The organism is Alkalibaculum bacchi, from assembly GCF_937875145.1.
GTDB classification, from domain to species: domain Bacteria; phylum Bacillota; class Clostridia; order Eubacteriales; family Alkalibacteraceae; genus Alkalibaculum; species Alkalibaculum bacchi_A.
Genome location: NZ_CALNCS010000016.1, coordinates 1 through 17054, shown reverse-complemented (window position 1 = coordinate 17054; position 17054 = coordinate 1). Strand labels below are relative to the sequence as shown.

21 protein-coding genes and 1 pseudogene are annotated in these 17054 nt (G+C 35.2%); 14 read left to right on the top strand and 8 right to left on the bottom strand.

From position 1 onward, the window contains the following. Positions 1 to 407, bottom strand: a 407-nt coding sequence (locus Q7P22_RS01075; RefSeq protein ID WP_303859699.1) for a solute carrier family 23 protein, incomplete at its 3' end; no start/stop codon positions are given. Positions 408 to 697: 290 nt separating this feature from the next. Between Q7P22_RS01075 and Q7P22_RS01070 the strand changes: the two genes are divergently transcribed. Genes Q7P22_RS01070 through Q7P22_RS01055 form a run of 4 tightly spaced genes read left to right on the top strand, consistent with a single transcriptional unit; the run spans position 698 to position 4808 of the window. Beyond that, entirely contained in the window at positions 698 to 1492 is a 795-nt protein-coding gene (locus Q7P22_RS01070) for a xanthine dehydrogenase family protein subunit M (protein WP_303859696.1), read from the top strand. Continuing rightward, positions 1482 to 1940 carry a (2Fe-2S)-binding protein gene (locus Q7P22_RS01065; RefSeq protein ID WP_303859694.1) on the top strand — a complete coding sequence of 153 codons (459 nt, stop codon included), beginning with the start codon at positions 1482 to 1484 and terminating at the stop codon, positions 1938 to 1940. Before Q7P22_RS01070 ends, Q7P22_RS01065 begins: the two co-directional genes overlap by 11 nt. Positions 1941 to 1944: 4 nt before the next feature. Beyond that, positions 1945 to 4239, top strand: a complete 2295-nt coding sequence (locus tag Q7P22_RS01060; protein ID WP_303859692.1) for a xanthine dehydrogenase family protein molybdopterin-binding subunit — start codon at positions 1945 to 1947, stop codon at positions 4237 to 4239. Beyond that, positions 4236 to 4808, top strand: a complete 573-nt coding sequence (locus Q7P22_RS01055) for a nucleotidyltransferase family protein (protein ID WP_303859690.1) — start codon at positions 4236 to 4238, stop codon at positions 4806 to 4808. The genes Q7P22_RS01060 and Q7P22_RS01055 overlap by 4 nt, the downstream gene beginning before the upstream one ends. Positions 4809 to 5092: 284 nt before the next feature. On the opposite strand, the gene Q7P22_RS01050 is transcribed toward Q7P22_RS01055, so the two are convergent. The 6 genes from Q7P22_RS01050 to yqeC form a co-directional block, all read right to left on the bottom strand. Continuing rightward, entirely contained in the window at positions 5093 to 5329 is a 237-nt protein-coding gene (locus tag Q7P22_RS01050) for a DUF3343 domain-containing protein (protein WP_113921291.1), read from the bottom strand. After that, the gene (locus Q7P22_RS01045; protein WP_303859688.1) at positions 5326 to 6468 is read right to left on the bottom strand and encodes an aminotransferase class V-fold PLP-dependent enzyme; all 1143 of its coding nucleotides are present in this window, start codon (positions 6466 to 6468) and stop codon (positions 5326 to 5328) included. The genes Q7P22_RS01050 and Q7P22_RS01045 overlap by 4 nt, the downstream gene beginning before the upstream one ends. Before the next feature lie 142 nt (positions 6469 to 6610). Then, complete coding sequence (yqeB, locus tag Q7P22_RS01040; RefSeq protein ID WP_303859686.1) at positions 6611 to 7426, bottom strand: selenium-dependent molybdenum cofactor biosynthesis protein YqeB; 816 nt, start codon at positions 7424 to 7426, stop codon at positions 6611 to 6613. Next, entirely contained in the window at positions 7423 to 8034 is a 612-nt protein-coding gene (gene yedF, locus Q7P22_RS01035) for a sulfurtransferase-like selenium metabolism protein YedF (RefSeq protein ID WP_303859684.1), read from the bottom strand. The genes yqeB and yedF overlap by 4 nt, the downstream gene beginning before the upstream one ends. Before the next feature lie 11 nt (positions 8035 to 8045). Continuing rightward, the gene (gene selD, locus Q7P22_RS01030) at positions 8046 to 9065 is read right to left on the bottom strand and encodes a selenide, water dikinase SelD (RefSeq protein WP_303859683.1); all 1020 of its coding nucleotides are present in this window, start codon (positions 9063 to 9065) and stop codon (positions 8046 to 8048) included. Between the two features lie 11 nt (positions 9066 to 9076). After that, a complete protein-coding gene (gene yqeC / locus Q7P22_RS01025; RefSeq protein ID WP_303859682.1) occupies positions 9077 to 9820 on the bottom strand; it encodes a selenium cofactor biosynthesis protein YqeC in 744 nt (247 codons plus the stop codon). A 257-nt stretch (positions 9821 to 10077) separates the two neighbouring features. Here yqeC and Q7P22_RS01020 point away from each other — a divergent pair, with 257 nt between their 5' ends. The 10 genes and pseudogenes from Q7P22_RS01020 (at position 10078) to Q7P22_RS00975 (ending at position 16320) form a co-directional block, all read left to right on the top strand. Then, positions 10078 to 10413 carry a rubredoxin-like domain-containing protein gene (locus Q7P22_RS01020; protein ID WP_303859681.1) on the top strand — a complete coding sequence of 112 codons (336 nt, stop codon included), beginning with the start codon at positions 10078 to 10080 and terminating at the stop codon, positions 10411 to 10413. Between the two features lie 401 nt (positions 10414 to 10814). Then, positions 10815 to 11168, top strand: coding sequence for a hypothetical protein (locus Q7P22_RS01015; RefSeq protein ID WP_303859680.1), 354 nt, complete (start codon positions 10815 to 10817; stop codon positions 11166 to 11168). 44 nt (positions 11169 to 11212) lie between these two features. Next, positions 11213 to 11503, top strand: a pseudogene (locus tag Q7P22_RS01010) (M48 family metalloprotease); the annotation flags it as partial. Between the two features lie 77 nt (positions 11504 to 11580). After that, on the top strand, positions 11581 to 11880 hold the full coding sequence (locus Q7P22_RS01005) for a helix-turn-helix transcriptional regulator (RefSeq protein ID WP_113921301.1): 300 nt from the start codon (positions 11581 to 11583) through the stop codon (positions 11878 to 11880). Between the two features lie 270 nt (positions 11881 to 12150). Further along, positions 12151 to 13293 carry an aminotransferase class V-fold PLP-dependent enzyme gene (locus tag Q7P22_RS01000; protein ID WP_303859679.1) on the top strand — a complete coding sequence of 381 codons (1143 nt, stop codon included), beginning with the start codon at positions 12151 to 12153 and terminating at the stop codon, positions 13291 to 13293. Position 13294: 1 nt separating this feature from the next. Then, positions 13295 to 13831, top strand: coding sequence for a (Fe-S)-binding protein (locus Q7P22_RS00995; RefSeq protein WP_303859678.1), 537 nt, complete (start codon positions 13295 to 13297; stop codon positions 13829 to 13831). Between the two features lie 124 nt (positions 13832 to 13955). Then, positions 13956 to 14180 (top strand): hypothetical protein, encoded by a 225-nt coding sequence (locus Q7P22_RS00990; RefSeq protein ID WP_242981764.1) that lies wholly within the window; start codon positions 13956 to 13958, stop codon positions 14178 to 14180. A 160-nt stretch (positions 14181 to 14340) separates the two neighbouring features. After that, positions 14341 to 15354, top strand: a complete 1014-nt coding sequence (locus Q7P22_RS00985; protein WP_303859677.1) for a permease — start codon at positions 14341 to 14343, stop codon at positions 15352 to 15354. A gap of 145 nt (positions 15355 to 15499) precedes the next feature. After that, on the top strand, positions 15500 to 15850 hold the full coding sequence (locus Q7P22_RS00980) for a thioredoxin family protein (protein WP_303859701.1): 351 nt from the start codon (positions 15500 to 15502) through the stop codon (positions 15848 to 15850). A 146-nt stretch (positions 15851 to 15996) separates the two neighbouring features. After that, a complete protein-coding gene (locus tag Q7P22_RS00975; RefSeq protein ID WP_113921437.1) occupies positions 15997 to 16320 on the top strand; it encodes a metalloregulator ArsR/SmtB family transcription factor in 324 nt (107 codons plus the stop codon). Positions 16321 to 16522: 202 nt separating this feature from the next. On the opposite strand, the gene Q7P22_RS00970 is transcribed toward Q7P22_RS00975, so the two are convergent. Continuing rightward, a partial coding sequence (locus tag Q7P22_RS00970) for a transposase (RefSeq protein WP_303859676.1) occupies positions 16523 to 17054 on the bottom strand: 532 nt, incomplete at its 5' end.

Sequence of the window (17054 nt, the reverse complement as noted above, 5' to 3'; positions counted from 1 at the left end):
GGTGGAAAATACTTTCTAATACGCTTTAAAAAGAAACCCAAAACAACCTGGAAAACTCCTCCCGCCAAACCAGCTCCAAGAACTCCAGCAAGACCATACTTGGCTGCAATAGCAATACAAACAGGGAGAAATCCAAAACTAGTGCCCATGACGATAGGCAATTTTGCACCAACTGGCCCTATTGGATAAGCCTGAATTAAGGATACAATTCCCGCAACGAACATAGCACATTGGATAAGAAATGCCTTTTGTTCTACAGGCAATCTCAAGGTATTTGAGATAATGATAATTGGAGTCACATTGCCAACGAACATGGCAAGAACATGTTGCAAACCTAAGGGTAAAGCCGTCTTTATTGGCGGCTTTCCATTGAGTTGATAAATTAACGAATTATTATTTTGATTCATTATATCCTCCTGATGATACAAAATTATGCGTTTAAACATCTAATTGACCTCAATAATTATGCATTAATTTTTTTATTGCGTCAAGGTTTTTGAGGTGCGTTTCCGAACGAAATTCATTCATGATAGAAAATTGTTCATGTTTTTTTTGTGTATGATTAAGCTTTTTCATTGAACTTATTTGTTGAATCAAGTATAATTCGTTTGTTAATGGTATTATTTTAGGGTAAAAATAAAATATCAAATAGAATGAATATATTTATCCAGTTCAAAAGTTGAAAGGAGTGAAACTTTTGTTTACTATTGATCAATACGTCATAGCAGAAAGCTTAGAAGAAGCATATGAACTAAATCAAAGCAGAAGAAATGTGATTCTCGGAGGAATCATGTGGCTTAAGATGGGAAAAAAAAGGATTGGAAAAGCCATCGACTTATCCGCCCTTGATTTACACAAGATTGAGGAGGATGAAGATCGCTTTTATATTGGTGCTATGTGTACTTTAAGGGATCTTGAAGTGCATTCAGGTTTGAAGAAATATTTTAACGGCATCATAGAAAAGTCTGTTGAAAGCATCGTAGGGGTTCAGTTTAGAAACGGGGCCACTGTTGGGGGAACTGTATTTTCAAGGTTTGGATTTTCAGATGTCTTGACAGTGCTATTAGCTTTAGATACGTATGTGGAGTTATACAAGGGAGGAATTGTTTCCCTATCTCAATTTATGGATATGCCTCGAGATAATGATATCTTAGTGAAGATTATTATAAAAAAAGACAATAGAAAAGTTGCCTACGTAAACCAAAGAAAGAGCGTTAGCGATTTACCTATCCTTGCCTGTGCAGTATCAAATACTGGAAACACTTGGAACATAGTGCTCGGCTCTCGACCTGCGAAAGCCCAGCTAATTAGCCTGGAACTTAGTGAAAATCTACATGAGGAACAAATCAACGAAATAATAAATGTAGTGAAAGATAAGATCGTATTAGGCTCTAATGATCGAGGCAGTAAGGAATACCGTTCGATCTTAGCTGATGTTTTTATACGTAGAAATATAGAAGAGATACTTTTAGGAGGAAATCATGCAGATTAAATTATGGATAAATGAAAAGGAATTTACAGATGATGTCTCGCCTGATATTGCACTCCTAGAATGGTTAAGGTCTAAAGGCTTTTACAGTATAAAAAGAGGTTGTGAAACTTCAAATTGTGGTTTGTGTACAGTGCTTTTAGATGGCAAACCAGTGCTTTCTTGTTCTACGCTTGCCATTAGGGCAAATGGGAAACATGTGACAACTCTTGAAGGCGTAGAAAAGGACGCACTAGAAATCGGAGGATTTATGGCAGATGAGGGATCTGAACAATGTGGATTCTGTAGTCCAGGTTTTATCATGAACGTAATCGCTATGAAAAACGAGCTGACAAATCCAACTGAAGAGGAAATTAAGAAGTATTTGGTAGGAAATTTATGTAGATGTACAGGATATGTAGGTCAATTGCGGGCCATAAAGAACTATTTGCAAAGTAAAAAGGAGGTGTAATGTTATGAAGGTTGTAAATAAAAGCGTCAGAAAAAAAGATGCCATGTCTTTAGTCACCGGAAAACCTGTTTATACGGACGACATTACTACTGGGAGTTCCCTTATTGTAAAACTTCTCAGGAGTCCTCATGCTCATGCACTAGTAGAGGAAATCAATACGGATCGGGCCCTTAAACTGCCAGGTATTGAGTGTATATTAACATACAAAGATGCTCCTCAGTCTAGATTTACGAATGCAGGTCAATCTTTTCCTGAGCCAAGCCCTTATGACAGGTTAATTCTAGATAAAAGACTACGATGCGTAGGCGATCCAGTAGCGATTGTGGCTGGTTGGGACGAAAAAAGCATAGATAAGGCATTGCGATTTATAAAGGTAAAGTACCAAGTACTAGAACCTCTTTTAGATTTCACAAAATCGAAGGATAACGAAGTACTAATCCATCCGGAGGAAGACTTTAAATCATTGGTAGATATTGGGGCAGATAATAATCGAAACCTTTGCTCTTCCGAGAGTTGTGAATACGGTGATGTAGAAGAACAATTCAAAAACTGCACCCATATCATCGAGGAAACTTATCATACCCAGGCAAACAGCCAGACTATGATGGAGACCTTCCGTACCCATACCAGCATTGATGCCTATGGAAGGCTTAACGTCATTAGCTCCACTCAAGTTCCCTTTCACGTAAGGAGAATACTGTCAAATGCTTTAGAAATACCCAAATCTAAAATTCGTGTCATCAAACCTAGAATAGGTGGTGGCTTTGGGGCAAAACAATCCGTAGTCAGCGAATTGTACCCGGCATTAGTAACCATGAAGACGGGAAAACCTGCAAAGATGATTTATACCAGGAAGGAAAGTTTTACAAATGGTAGCCCTCGCCACGAAGCGCAGATTACTATCCGATTAGGATCTGACGACGATGGGAATATCAAAGCCATTCACATGTATTCATTGTGGAATGCAGGTGCTTATGGAGATCATGGTCCTACTACGGTAGGATTGTCTGGACACAAAGCGATGACCATATACAACAAAGTGAATGCCTTTAAGTTTGATTTTGATGTTGTTTACAGCAATACCATGTGGGGGGGAGCTTATCGAGGCTATGGAGCAACCCAAGGGATTTTTGCACTTGAATGTGCAGTCAATGAGTTGGCAACAAAGCTAAATATGGATCCTACTGAATTGAGAATGAAAAACATGCTCACCCATGAGCAAGTTGGAAATAAGATGCCAGCGTACTACAACGAAGTACTAAACAGCTGCCACTTAGACAAATGCTTAATCAAGGCAAAGGAAATGATTGACTGGGATAATAAATATCCCTACAGAGAAGTAGGAAAAGATAAAATTCGCTCTGTAGGTTGTGCAGTCGCCATGCAAGGCTCAGGAATTTCTAATGTAGACGTTGGAGCAGTAGAGATTAGGTTAAATGATGATGGCTTCTACACCTTAATGATTGGAGCTACCGACATGGGTACCGGCTGTGATACCATACTTTCCCAAATGGCCGCTGATATATTAGAATGCGATTTAGAAAATATTGTTGTTCACGGAGTAGATACAGATCTTTCGCCATATGATACTGGATCTTACGCTTCAAGTACCACTTATATTACAGGAATGGCAGTGGTCAAGACTTGCAAGTCTATGAGGGAAAAAATTCTTTCTGAGGGTGCAAGGCTATTAAAGATTCCAGTAGAGAAGGTAGAATTTGATGGAAAGAACGTATTTTCCTTAGAAGACGATAAGAGCATTTCATTGAAAGATATTGCAAATTTCAGCTTAGTAGGGGAAAACAATTATATAACCGCTAGCGAATCCCATTATTCTCCTACTTCACCGCCGCCCTTTATGGCAGGAGTAGTGGAAGTTGAAGTCGATAAATTGACAGGAAAAGTGGATATCATCGATTATGTGGCTGTAGTCGATTGTGGAACGGTCATCAACCCGAATTTATCACGAATTCAAGTAGAAGGGGGCATCATGCAGGGAATTGGTATGGCATTATACGAAGATGTAACCCATGATAAAAAGGGAAGATTAACTAGCAGTTCCTTCTTACAGTATAAGATCCCTTCTCGTTTAGATGTGAAAGACATTCGAGTTGAATTTGAAAGCAGTTATGAGCCTACAGGTCCTTTTGGTGCAAAATCTATCGGAGAGATTGTCATCAATACCCCAAGTCCTGCTATCGCCCATGCAGTATACAATGCCACTCAAGTGAACATTCGCCAGTTACCTATCACAAGCGAGAAGATTGTAATGGGCATGTTAGAAAACAAGAAAAAATGAGGCGGAAAGTAAATGCTATACTCCTTGCAGCTGGTTATAGCGAAAGGTTTATTGAAAACAAATTGCTATATCCCGTCAAGGGGAAACCGATGTATTTTCACACTGTTGAAAAAGTACTTAAGCTACACCTGAATAGCACAATCGTCGTAACTCAATACCCAGTCATTGCAGAACAGCTTAAAGATAGCAAAGTAACAGTTGTCCATAATGAAAATAGCTATTTAGGATTATCTAGTTCCATAAAACTGGGCTTACAAAGTGATTTGAGTGCTGATGGATATCTTTTTGTAACCTGTGACATGCCATTTCTTCAACTAGATACCCTTGAAAAGATCGTTTCAGCCTTTGAAGATAGTGACAAGGGTATTATCTGCGCCGCTAGTCCTGACCTTTATGGAAACCCTTCCTTATTTTCTAGAAAATACCTAGAAGAGCTATTAAAGCTAAAAGGGGACATTGGTGGAAAAATCGTCATGAAGAATCACTTGGATGATTTACAGAAAATCATGGTTCGTTCGCCGAAAGAGTTATCAGATATCGATACTGTGGGGGATTTATCGCTTCTATAAGCGCGCATATGGCGCTTTAGTCGCTTGTATTAGGGTATTCCTCTAGGGTCAAGATCCTTCGCTGCGCTCAAGGATGACATTGGGCAGGGGCTAGGGTCAAAGTAGAACTTTTTTTTAATAAAATCAAAACAAAAATAGCGAGGGTAGCCTCGCTATTTTTGTTTAACATATAGGAAAGTGCTATATTTCTATATGTTATTTTAGCCTCAATAAGATTAAGAACTAACACTACTGTTTAACCATTGTTCAACTATAGTTTAACGCGCCGAAGGCGCTTTCAATATTCATATTTCCAATTTATAGATTTTACCATAACCTATTTTATGTTTTTCTAGAATATCTTCCACCATTGCCCTGTTATTTATATTTTCACGCCAAGCAAGACCGCAAGTTGAAGTAATCACTACAGGCACAGGAATTAATCTTCCCTCAAGGCCACATTTTTTAGCCGTTTCTTCAAATGCAATTGCCTCTGTTGTTGTATTAAATGTGACAATGCATTGTAACTCTTTTGGTCTCACAGTATTCCCTCCTCAATCATTCTTAATGCGTCTATTGCAGCCTCTACTTCTTCAATTGTATTAAAATGTGAAAAGCTAAATCGAACCATACCTTGATTTACTGTATTAAATACTTCATGAACTCCTGGTGCACAATGCATACCAGCTCTTGCAGCTACTCCATAACGATCATATAATTCATCGGATATTATTCCAGAATCCGTATCCCTAATATTTAGAGAAACCACTGGAGTTCTAACGAGTGCGTTAAAATCGCCATATATCGTTATACCAGGGATACGAGATGCTTTTTCAATAAAATATTGTGCAAAATCATTTGCTTTATTATAAATATTAATTTGTTCGTAATGAACGATATAGTTTATTGAGGCCAAAAGCCCTGCAAAACCGTGGGTATTTAATGTTCCTGCTTCGAGGGATGTTGGAAGTTTAGGTGGCATTTTTTTAGAAAAACTATCTACACCAGTACCCCCAAATAGTAGGGGAGTAGGACTTACTTCTTTTGCTAGGCAAAGTACACCGGTACCCTGTGGTCCAAGCAAACTCTTGTGGCCAGAACAACAAAGGGCGGATATATTATTGTTCTGCATATCAATGGGAATGATACCCGCTGTTTGAGAAGCATCTAATATAAACAAAAGCTTATGTTTATAGCATAGTCTTCCTATTGATTCAATGTCTATCACATTACCCGTAACATTAGAAGAATGATTTATTACAATTGCCTTAGTTTTTGATGAAATGGCTGATTCCATATCATTTATTGAAATGCATCCTTTTTGATCTGCAGGAATTAATGTAAGCTCTACCCCACAGCTTTCCATATGATAGAGAGGGCGCAAAACGCTATTGTGCTCAACAGTGGTAGAAATACAATGGTCACCTGGTTTAAGTAAACCTTGAATGGCGATATTTAAACTTTCTGTTGCATTTGAAGTGAGGACAACGCGAGAAGGGTCTTTCACATTAAAAAAGCTTGACAAAGCAACTCTAGTTTTATAAATAATGCGGCTAGAATCTAAAGAAGCACCATGGGCCCCTCTACCACAGTTTCCCACACCTTGTATTGCATTATATACAGCTTCAGCTACTTCTTTAGGCTTATGGTATGAAGTTGCTGCATGATCCAAGTAAATCATAGATTTCAACCTATCCCTTCATTTTTTTCATGCATTAGAAAGTCCTACTTTTGAATTTAACTTATATATAAACCATCTATAATATAGTTGAATCTTTGACCTGTGAGATTCGACCTTAGCACTGGCGGGTGGTAGCTGATGGCTAAAGTGTCCCAGCCGCTTTCTTGTGTAACATTAGAATCCCTTCCAATACAGATCCACCAATGCATCTTGCCTTATCGGAAATAGTGAAGCAATTAGATTTTACTTCATTTCTAGGGTCGATATCAGCAATTTTAAATCCTTTTGTTACTTCGTACCCATCTCTGATTAACCCTCTCAAGATTCCATCTAATGATGCTAAAACGGGCTGTCGATCAATTGTTGCAATTGTTTCACCTTTTATCACCGTATCACCGATTTTCTTCACATTATGAATTGTACCTGCCGAAGAAGCATGAATTACTCTTTCTTTTCCAAATCCGCTAATAATACCAGGTATACCAGTGTTAGGCATGGCTGAACCTTCCATAATGATTCTACCTAAATTATGTCCTCTCATGGTTTCAACGACCATATCTGCGTCCACACCTGCAGTAAAACCCGGTCCAAGAGCTATTGTTATTGGTGCAATGCCCTTTTTCATACCTAGATTCTTTTTAGCTAATATAGCGTCTACTACAGCCATGGGTTTTACTTCATTAAGTATATTGCAATTAGGGTCTACAATTATTGGAACCTTCCCACTTTCTACTGCTACCCAAGCTTCAGAGACAGATTTGACATGAACAGCAGTAATATCTTCAACAGTCCATGATTTTTCATATACTGCTTCACTTAGGGCAACATATCTCCGTATGGCTGATGGTTTGGATATTTCTGTACACATGACAGGAAATCCAGATCTCATTAATTTTTGAATTGCTCCTGTTGCGATATCACCTGCGCCTCTGACTACTATTAAATGGCTCTTTTTCATGGCTGAATGATCTTTCCTGCTTGCATTTGTTTTTCTGAAATTACATACATATTTGTAACTGTTCCAACTGCAAGTTTTTCCGTTAATCCGTAATGATTTAAGCAAGTGCCGCACGTCATGATTTCAACTCCTTGTGACTCCAACAGCTTTAAATCGGCAAGTGAATCTGAATCTTCTACAGATAATTTAGCTCCATTATTGTAAAGGAGAACTGTTTTGGGGAGAACTTCTTGTTCTGTTAAGGCGTAAATAAATCCCTTCATTAAAATATGGCCTAGTTTCTCATCTCCTTCTCCCATTTTATCGGAAGAAAGAACTACTATTGTATTTGATATATTTGAATTTAGATTACATTCTATCTCTAAATCCGCTTTCGCATTTATCTTCGCTGAAACTACAAATTCTGCTATATAGTTATCTTCATTAACTTTTTTATATGAAAAATTGCTCTTAGTCTGTTGCGCTAATTTATTTAAATTCTGTATAGCAATAAAATTATCCACGATTACTTCAACTATATCTCCTTCATCTAGGGAAGATAAGACTTTTTTTGTCTCAACAACAGGGATAGGGCATGCTTTTCCTTTGAAGTCTAATGTTTTATTCACTTTTGTACTCCTTATCTTACAACAATTTTATTGTGTTTTTTTGTGACTCTGCCTACTATACTGCAAGGCAATCCTAATTTTTCTATTTCATGTAATGCCTTTTTTGCATGTTCAGGTGGTAAACTTATCAGGAGTCCTCCAGATGTCTGTGGATCAAAGAGGATTTCTTCCAACGCAAATGGAATATTGAAAAATTCTACTTTGCTTGTCAAATGATTTCTATTTCTTTGAGCTGCTGCCGTTATAAAAAACTCATTGGCATAATGCAATGCTTCTGGAATATAGGGGATTTGCAAACTGTCTAAATCTGCACCAAAATCATTTCCTATCATTTCATATAAATGTCCTAATAAGCTAAAGCCTGTAACATCTGTACAAGCATGAACATCATACCTTTGAATAATTTCTGCAGCGTATTTATTAAGCATTGTCATAGATTCTATGGCTAAATTTATGGCTTCTTTAGAGCTTTTACCTACTCTATGAGCTGTACAGACAATACCTACACCTAGTGGTTTTGTCAACAAAAGCAGATCGCCTTCTTGGCATCCATTATTTTTGTATATCTTATTTGGATCGATGATGCCTATCACAGAAAGACCATATTTTACACCTTCGCCATTTATAGAGTGACCTCCCGCTAAGATACCGCCAGCTTCATCTACTTTCTCATTCCCACCCTGCATAATTTTCCCCAATATATTTAAGTCCATTTTTTCAGGGAAGCAGACAATGTTCAATGCAACTTTTACCTCACCGCCCATTGCATAAATATCAGATAATGCATTAGCCGCCGCTATTTGACCAAATATATACGGGTCGTCAATCATTGGAGGAAAAAAATCTAGTGTTTGTACAATAGCCAAGTTATCAGCCAGCCTGTAAACAGCAGCATCATCTGAATGGTCAAAACCTACAAGTAAGTTCGCATCTTTCCTTTTAGGGAGTTTGTCTAAAACGGAAGACAAAATTTCTGGTCCTAATTTGGCTGTACAACCTCCGCCTTTACAAAATTCAATTTCGTTCTGCATTTATATTCTCCTCAATTAAACTCATAATATATACCATTTACTGATGAACCAATACATATCTTGAAGTAAAAAGGTTTACCTATGATATTCTCTCTTAAATAATTTGATAAGCTTATTGCTCTTATTAAATCCTCCGCAGAATCTACTTGATTGATATAAAGGTATAATTCTTTTTTAGAATTTTTAAATATCCCATTACAATCAGAACAAATTCTCCCAATTAATTGATTATCTATAATTTTCTTCTCTTTAGAAAATTTCTGAAATTCTTCGAAACCATAAATCATATCCTCATTAATGTTTTTATCTAGAACTTTTACAGGGATAATCCCTATGGTTTTTGTCGTTTTTTCTAATATTACAGGTTCATGATTTTTCCATCCCTTTAATGGCAAGCTTTTGGATCCATCGGCTTCTATAATGACCATATCAAAATCATGAGCTACGGATTCTAGATCATTATCGTCAATTCCAATGAGCTTATTTTTTTCTAAAATAATACCCTTAGAAATTACTGTAATACTACTACTTTTGTTCACTTTATGATTCATATGATAATCTTCTATGCTCGTATAAAGAAAATCACAAGTTCCTTTCAAGGGTTTGATTATTTTAGTACTTGTGGTCAATAATACATTATAATCATTTTTTAACTCTTTAGCTAATTGATATAGTAAAGTAGTCTTTCCACCTGTACCAACAATTGATACAATATCACCCTTGTGTAAATTAAATATTTCCTTTATTGTTTTCATGTTCTATAATATCCTTAGAAATTTTTTGACATATATTTAATCATTTTATATTCCGTGAATTTACAAGTTATTATACATTATAGGTTGAAGAAAGTCATTATTAAAGTCTTGTTTTAAGGTGGTATTGTAGGTAGGGCAAAATCTATAACGGATTAAAGTGACGCTACGGACAAGAATTTTTGCATGAATTGAAATTGAATAAAATCAATGCGTTAGGGTATAGTAATTTTTATCTACGAATTGAAGGAGGATTTTTAATGAAAAAGCTATTTAAATGCAGTGTTTGCGGATATGTTCATGAGGGAGATAGTGTTCCAGAAGAGTGCCCTAAATGTCATGTTGGCGCAGAGAAGTTCGAGGAGCTAGCGAAAGAGGCAGCTGATAAAATCTATAGCTCGGATAAAACCAATGGAATTCATATAGAAATCATTACTCTAGCAGAAAAAATAATTAAAATTTCCCAAAAAGGCATTGATGATAATCTAGATCCTAAGTGCGTGGCAGCCTTTACTCAAGCAAAAGATGAAGCCTGGGTAATCAAACAGAGATGCAAGACGGAACTTGCAGGACATATGAATGCAGGTAAGTGGTAAGATTCTTAAATGTTTCTAAATTAAATAATAGAGTAGAATTAATAAAGTAAATCGATAGGGTTGAGGTAGATGATAAATTATTTACCTCAATCATGATAAATTACAATCATGTACAGCCACCCTATGCAATGTCTACTGTTACCCTGTCAATATGAGGGATATCTATTATCTTGTCAATGGAATGTAGCAGGTTAATGAAGATGGAAAACTTGAATTGACAGCAAGCTCTACTTATCTATTTAAACAGGCCGATGTTTTTGATGAAATAATTAGCTATAATGTAATATTATACAATAATCACTCATATATAGATATTTAGAGGATTGTAAATAATTAAAATGAAATTGATGACATTGATAAATTTTGTTTTGATATAAGAGTATATAATAGAAGATGAGTAAATGAATAAAAAGCTACAGAATAAATACGGCCTGACGTATCAAAGTTTTTTAAGGTGGTTTGAATTAAATATAAAGGGATTTATAATCAATAATTTGATTATCTCATTATTTCTATGGGTTCCATATATTATTATTTATAAGCTTACCGAAACTTGGTGGTTTAAAATAGCTCTTATCATTATACCCTTTACGATTTTTATGACATTTATCTCACCACTAGTAATTGATCCTATTCTTAATGAGTACACGTCAATTGAAGATGACAGACTTTGCCAACAGATTGAAGGTTTGCTCTCAAAAGTTGGGGTAGAAGAATTTTTAATTCTTTACTTAGTGTACCGCAGCGCAACATGAATACTTAATTATATAATGGGACTTTTGGCTTTAAAGATGTAGGTACTTACGCATCCATTCCCTTGTTGATTATAATGCTTAACCTATTTTCATTTTTATCCAATCCCATTTCAACCTACGTATCTCGCAGTATGGAAATCGAGGCGGATCGATATGAAGTTTCATTAACAGAAGACAGAGAGTCTGCGGTTAGCGCCATGGAAAAACTCACTCAAACAAGTCTTGGCTTACCGCGCCCATCTAATATATATAAAACATGGTACCACACTCATCCAACTTTAGAGGAAAGAATAGAATTTTATAGGACAGTAGAGTTTGAAGAAATAGAGAATTGATTTTTGAAAATATTGACAAAAACTAATTTGAGGCATATACTTATCATATCAACAATTTTGAATGTGAGGTGGAGAGCTTGACGAAGACATATGAAGAGCAGGCAAAAGTGTTTAAAGCCTTATGTGATGAAAGACGTTTACGAATACTTGCGTTACTTCGTAGTGGTGAAAAATGTGCTTGTGTTTTAGAGGAACAACTTAATATGCCACAATCATCCCTATCATACCATATGAAAATTTTATGCGAATCTGGCATCGTTGATAGCAGACAAGAGGGCAAATGGACACATTATTGGATAAGTGAAGAGGGTAGTATTTCTGCCATAGATCTACTTAAAATTATTACAACAAACGATGTGATTTCTAATATTAGCTGATGATAAACAAAACAGCCATCTAGGGATGGCTTTCTATAAGCGTTATATATCTAAATATTTGGATGTAATCGTTTCACTGTTGAAGGAGGAGTATAGACATGGAATATTTATAATTAACAACGTATAAACAATAATTTTATAAATAGTAAATAATCAAGACATTTTAAAGGTACTTTTGTATCTATTGGTTAGAGTTGGAGCATGTAGTTGAAGCTATTAAATCTTTTCTTGATAATTAATAATTGATAGTATACGTAAAGGATGAGTTTAATGGGTATTTATTTAGATAATGCAGCAACTTCATATCCTAAACCACAAAAAGTCATCGAATCCATGACTAATTTTATGATGGATATAGGTGCTACCTACGGTAGAGGCGCTTATGAAACGGCCATTCAATCAGATATGTTGATTTATCAAGTTAGAAAAGGGATAACAGATTTATTTCATTTTAACGATGTCAAAAAAGTTATTTTTACTTTAAACGCTACTGAATCATTAAATGTAGCTTTAAAAGGAATTCTTAATAAAGGTGATCATGTTATTACTAGTTCCATAGAGCACAATGCTGTATGGCGTTGTTTAAAGACATTAGAGAGAGATATTGGAATAACTATTTCAGTTGTACCCTGTAGTAAAGAAGGCTTTACAAATCCTTTCGAGGTTGAAAATGCAATTTGTGAAGACACTGCGCTAGTAGTATTTAATCATGCATCCAATGTCTTAGGAACGCTCCAACCAATTAAGGAAATTGGAGAAATCTGTAGAAAGTACAAGATTCCTTTCCTAGTGGATGCAGCTCAAACTGCAGGGGTATACCCGATTGATGTAATAGACAATAATATTAATTTGTTGGCATTTACAGGACATAAGGGGCTCCTTGGCCCTATGGGCACAGGAGGACTTGTTATAAATTGGAAGGGTGATATTAAGCCTATCAAATCTGGGGGAACAGGAGGAGACTCTACTTATGAGTACCAACCTGATTACTATCCAAATAGATTAGAATCTGGAACGCTAAATGTTCCCGGGATTGTGGGTTTGGGTGAAGGGATAAAATACATACAAAAGGTTGGAGTCAATAAAATCTACCACAAAGAAAAAGAATTGTTAGAATATGCTTTTAATCAATTACATGAAATTGAAGGTATCACTGTTTATGGTCCCCAAGATAGTGAAAAAATTATTGGTGTAATTTCGTTTAATTTAAAGGATAAATCTTGTGATGAAGTAGCTTATAAATTAGGTCGACAGTTTGGAATAATGATTCGAGCAGGATTACATTGCGCCCCTACAGCACATGAGATTATTGGCACAAAAACAACAGGAACTTGTAGAATTGGAATCGGCTATTTTAATGAGAAGAAAGATATTGATTTTTTAATAGAAGCACTTCAGAAAATTAATAAATAGCATGAATGGAGTGAAAAGCATGTATTTAGAAGAGGTAAACGTTATTTTTATTGAACCTTGCACCGCAGATGCAAATAAAATGAGATTTAAAGCTGCATTTTCTAGAAATATTTCAGAAATTCTCCCTTACCTGAATGCAGAGATAAAAATTGCTCAATACAATCATAGAACAGAAAATCTAACGTTTAATCAAGGAATAAAAATAATTACACTTTCTAGTGAAACACTTTCAGTTTCAAAAATTATAAATGAAACAGATGCATATGAAATGTGTGACTATATTAAGAATTTGATTAATGACATTTACAAAAAAAGAGATGTAATAGTACCTCTATTTGAGATGCGAAAAAAGCCTTCTGTATTAGATATATATAAATATTTACCAAAAACAAATTGTAAAAGATGCGGAGAATCTACATGTGTTGCATTTGCATCAAAACTAATAGTAGGTGAATTGCAAGTACAACAATGTCGTTCCATCCACGAAAATAAACATGATGGTAAATTAGATGAACTTAAGAAGATACTAAATTGCTAACTAGTATTTATCATAGAACGATAAGATAATTATAGTATCATACTATAAGATTATTATATAGCATCATAGTTTTACCATATGAACTAAATTACACTTAGTTTTAAAATTAAAGGGAGGGTTAAACATGATTAAAAAGTGCGAATATTGTGGCATTGCTGGAGTAGTTGAGCAAAATAAGTTTGAATGTGCGAAGTTTAAAAAGGCGTTTACATTGGGGGAAAACATTTTGACGGATTGCAATTATTTTATTGAAAAAATCATTGAAGATGGGGAACCTTTCACTCCCCAGCAACATTTACTAATTAAGGAACAAGAGTTAGGTGCAAAGCATATGAAAGGATTTATATAATGTTTTTTTAGCTACTATGATACTGTAATTATTGAGTTCAGTAGTAAAGCTGATGATAAACGAAGTAGCCATCGAAAGATGGCTTTCTGTAAGTATTATAAATCCAAATATTTCGATGTGATTGTTTTATTATTAAACATTAAAAGGGGGCATTTATAAAATGAACGCAATTAAGGCAATTTGGGACTTTATACAAAATCAAATTCTTGGCATGAAGTGGTTAAACGAGGTGATTGGCAATGGATTATCAGTTTTAGGCTTGGATACTTCTAACCGTTGGATTGCTAGTGTGCAGTTTTTTATCTATGACACGATTAAAATTGTACTACTGCTTTGTTCACTAATTTTTATCATCTCTTACATTCAAAGTTACTTTCCCCCAGAGAGGACTAAACAGATCCTAGGACGTTTCCATGGAATTGGAGCCAATACCGTTGCTGCCTTGCTTGGTACAGTTACACCTTTCTGCTCTTGTTCCTCTATTCCGTTATTTATGGGTTTTACTAGTGCAGGATTACCACTTGGGGTAACATTTTCGTTTCTTATTTCCTCGCCAATGGTTGACTTAGGATCTCTTGTCCTTCTAATGAGCATTTTTGGAGCAAAGGTAGCTGTACTTTATGTGGTACTTGGCTTAATTATTGCTATTATCGGTGGTAGCATTATAGAAAAACTGAATATGGAAGAATACGTGGAAGGCTTTATTTCTCAAGGAGGAAGTGTAGACATTGAATCTCCTGAACTGACAAAACACGATCGCATAATTTTTGCTAAAGAGCAGGTGATCGACACATTTAAAAAAGTGTTTCCTTATATATTAGTGGGAGTTGGAATAGGTGCTGTAATTCATAACTGGATTCCAGAAGAATGGGTCGTAGGAGTTTTAGGGGCAGGTAATCCATTAGCCGTTCCGTTGGCAACAATTATAGGTATTCCCATTTACGCTGATATTTTTGGGACCATTCCCATTGCAGAAGCATTATTAAGCAAAGGTGCTCAACTAGGGGTTGTTCTTTCTTTTATGATGGGAGTTACCACATTATCATTGCCTTCATTGATAATGCTAAGTAAGGCAGTAAAACCTAAACTGCTTTCAATTTTTATTGGGATTTGTGCAGTAGGCATAATAATAGTAGGGTACTTTTTTAATATCGTTGAGCCATTCATAATTTAGAGATAATAGTATATTAGAGTAAATATCCTTTAATAATATGGGATATTACGAACTATTCTTAGAATAGAATGATATTTTAATACAATCATTGATATATGAAGTAATATTTGAAATTTCAAATTATTAAATAAGGGAGAGATTAATGATGGCATTATTTAATTTTGGAAAGAAAAAGGAAAAAGATTCAAATTGCTGTGGAGGTAACTGTGATGCCGAAAGCATAGCAAAAGCTAAGAGTACAAAGATAGAAGGTGCTTTCGTAAAGGTACTTGGAACTGGTTGTACAAAATGCAACCAACTTGAGAAAGCAACAAAAGAGGCTCTCCAGCAACTTAGCATGGACACAACAATTGATCATATAACCGATTTTTCTCAAATAGCATCATATGGTGTGATGACAACCCCTGCTCTAGTTATTGATGGAAAGGTTGTCTCATATGGCAAGGTTCTTAAAACTGAAGAAGTTGTGGGTATATTAAAAAAAGCAAGAGAGTAGGAGAAATGAAAGCGTAAGGGACAATTAACAGTCTCTAATATATGGGCTATATGGATGAATATAAAAACATATTGACATTTATCGATATGGCTCATATAATAAACATATCGATAAATCTCGATATGTTTTGAGATGGGAGTAAAGCAATGGTAGATTATAAAGAATATACAGTAGTGTTTAAGGCATTATCTGATGAGACTCGCTTAAAGATCGTTGAGATGTTGTCTTGCAATGAAATGTGTGCTTGCGATATTTTAGATTATTTTCAAATAAGTCAGTCTACACTTTCATATCATATGAAAATCTTAACAGAGTGTAATCTTATATGTAGCAGAAAGGATGGATCTTGGGTAAAGTATTCACTTAATGACCAAGTAGCAAAAAAGATAAAAATATTCTGGGAGGATTTAACTAGTGGGAAAGATGACTGCATTTGCAATGAAGTAATAAATAAGAATAAGTGCAAATGACAAAGGAGTAAGAAATATAAGTATATGCGTATCTACTCATTTAATCATAAATATAAAACAATATAAGTCCAGCTAAGAATTGTCAATAAGAATTTAAAAAATATTTGATGACAATTTAAAATTATCATAGCTAAAAAAAGATAACTTTAATAAGCCTTTTGAAATGTTATCAAAAAACAGAAAAATAAAATATGGAATTACATTATGCAGCGATGTCGCATCTCGCTTTTAAGTAATTGATTTGATGTTCTTCTGGAGTGATGATTTTAAATTCCTTTTCATCACGAAGTATTGCAAATACAATATTGCACACTTTATGCATAATAGCTCCGAGGGCTACCATTTTAGGCTTGCTTTGACACTTTTTAAGGTAATAATTACGTAAAACAGGGTTGTTAGCAGAACCATTACGATTAAGAGCAATACTAACTAAAGCCATGGTATGTATTACTCTTCTGGCAATCCTAGAGCCACGTTTTGACATTTTAACATCGGTACCGTTAAATTTACCTGATTGTTTAACAGCTGGATCTAAGCCAAAATATGCAAAGAGTTGTTTAGGTGATTTAAAAGCAGAAAAGTCCCCAATTTCACACATAAGGCTAACAGCAGAAAGAAAACCAGCACCTTTAAAGGATTCAATAAGACGTATTTGCTTCACAAAAGCAGTATCTTCATTAGACTCTACAATGTCGTTCATATCAGTTAAAATAGCTTCAATTTCCTCATTGTAC

Coding starts and splice junctions, on each gene's coding strand:
- selD (WP_303859683.1), bottom strand. CDS start 9,065: ATGCAGAACGAAATTGAATTTTGTAAAGGCGGAGGTTGTACAGCCAAA.
- Q7P22_RS01060 (WP_303859692.1), top strand. CDS start 1,945: ATGAAGGTTGTAAATAAAAGCGTCAGAAAAAAAGATGCCATGTCTTTA.
- Q7P22_RS00985 (WP_303859677.1), top strand. CDS start 14,341: ATGAACGCAATTAAGGCAATTTGGGACTTTATACAAAATCAAATTCTT.
- Q7P22_RS00980 (WP_303859701.1), top strand. CDS start 15,500: ATGGCATTATTTAATTTTGGAAAGAAAAAGGAAAAAGATTCAAATTGC.
- Q7P22_RS01020 (WP_303859681.1), top strand. CDS start 10,078: ATGAAAAAGCTATTTAAATGCAGTGTTTGCGGATATGTTCATGAGGGA.
- Q7P22_RS01015 (WP_303859680.1), top strand. CDS start 10,815: ATGAATAAAAAGCTACAGAATAAATACGGCCTGACGTATCAAAGTTTT.
- Q7P22_RS01045 (WP_303859688.1), bottom strand. CDS start 6,468: ATGATTTACTTGGATCATGCAGCAACTTCATACCATAAGCCTAAAGAA.
- yqeB (WP_303859686.1), bottom strand. CDS start 7,426: ATGAAAAAGAGCCATTTAATAGTAGTCAGAGGCGCAGGTGATATCGCA.
- yqeC (WP_303859682.1), bottom strand. CDS start 9,820: ATGAAAACAATAAAGGAAATATTTAATTTACACAAGGGTGATATTGTA.
- Q7P22_RS00975 (WP_113921437.1), top strand. CDS start 15,997: ATGGTAGATTATAAAGAATATACAGTAGTGTTTAAGGCATTATCTGAT.
- Q7P22_RS01000 (WP_303859679.1), top strand. CDS start 12,151: ATGGGTATTTATTTAGATAATGCAGCAACTTCATATCCTAAACCACAA.
- Q7P22_RS01055 (WP_303859690.1), top strand. CDS start 4,236: ATGAGGCGGAAAGTAAATGCTATACTCCTTGCAGCTGGTTATAGCGAA.
- Q7P22_RS01065 (WP_303859694.1), top strand. CDS start 1,482: ATGCAGATTAAATTATGGATAAATGAAAAGGAATTTACAGATGATGTC.
- Q7P22_RS00990 (WP_242981764.1), top strand. CDS start 13,956: ATGATTAAAAAGTGCGAATATTGTGGCATTGCTGGAGTAGTTGAGCAA.
- Q7P22_RS00995 (WP_303859678.1), top strand. CDS start 13,295: ATGAATGGAGTGAAAAGCATGTATTTAGAAGAGGTAAACGTTATTTTT.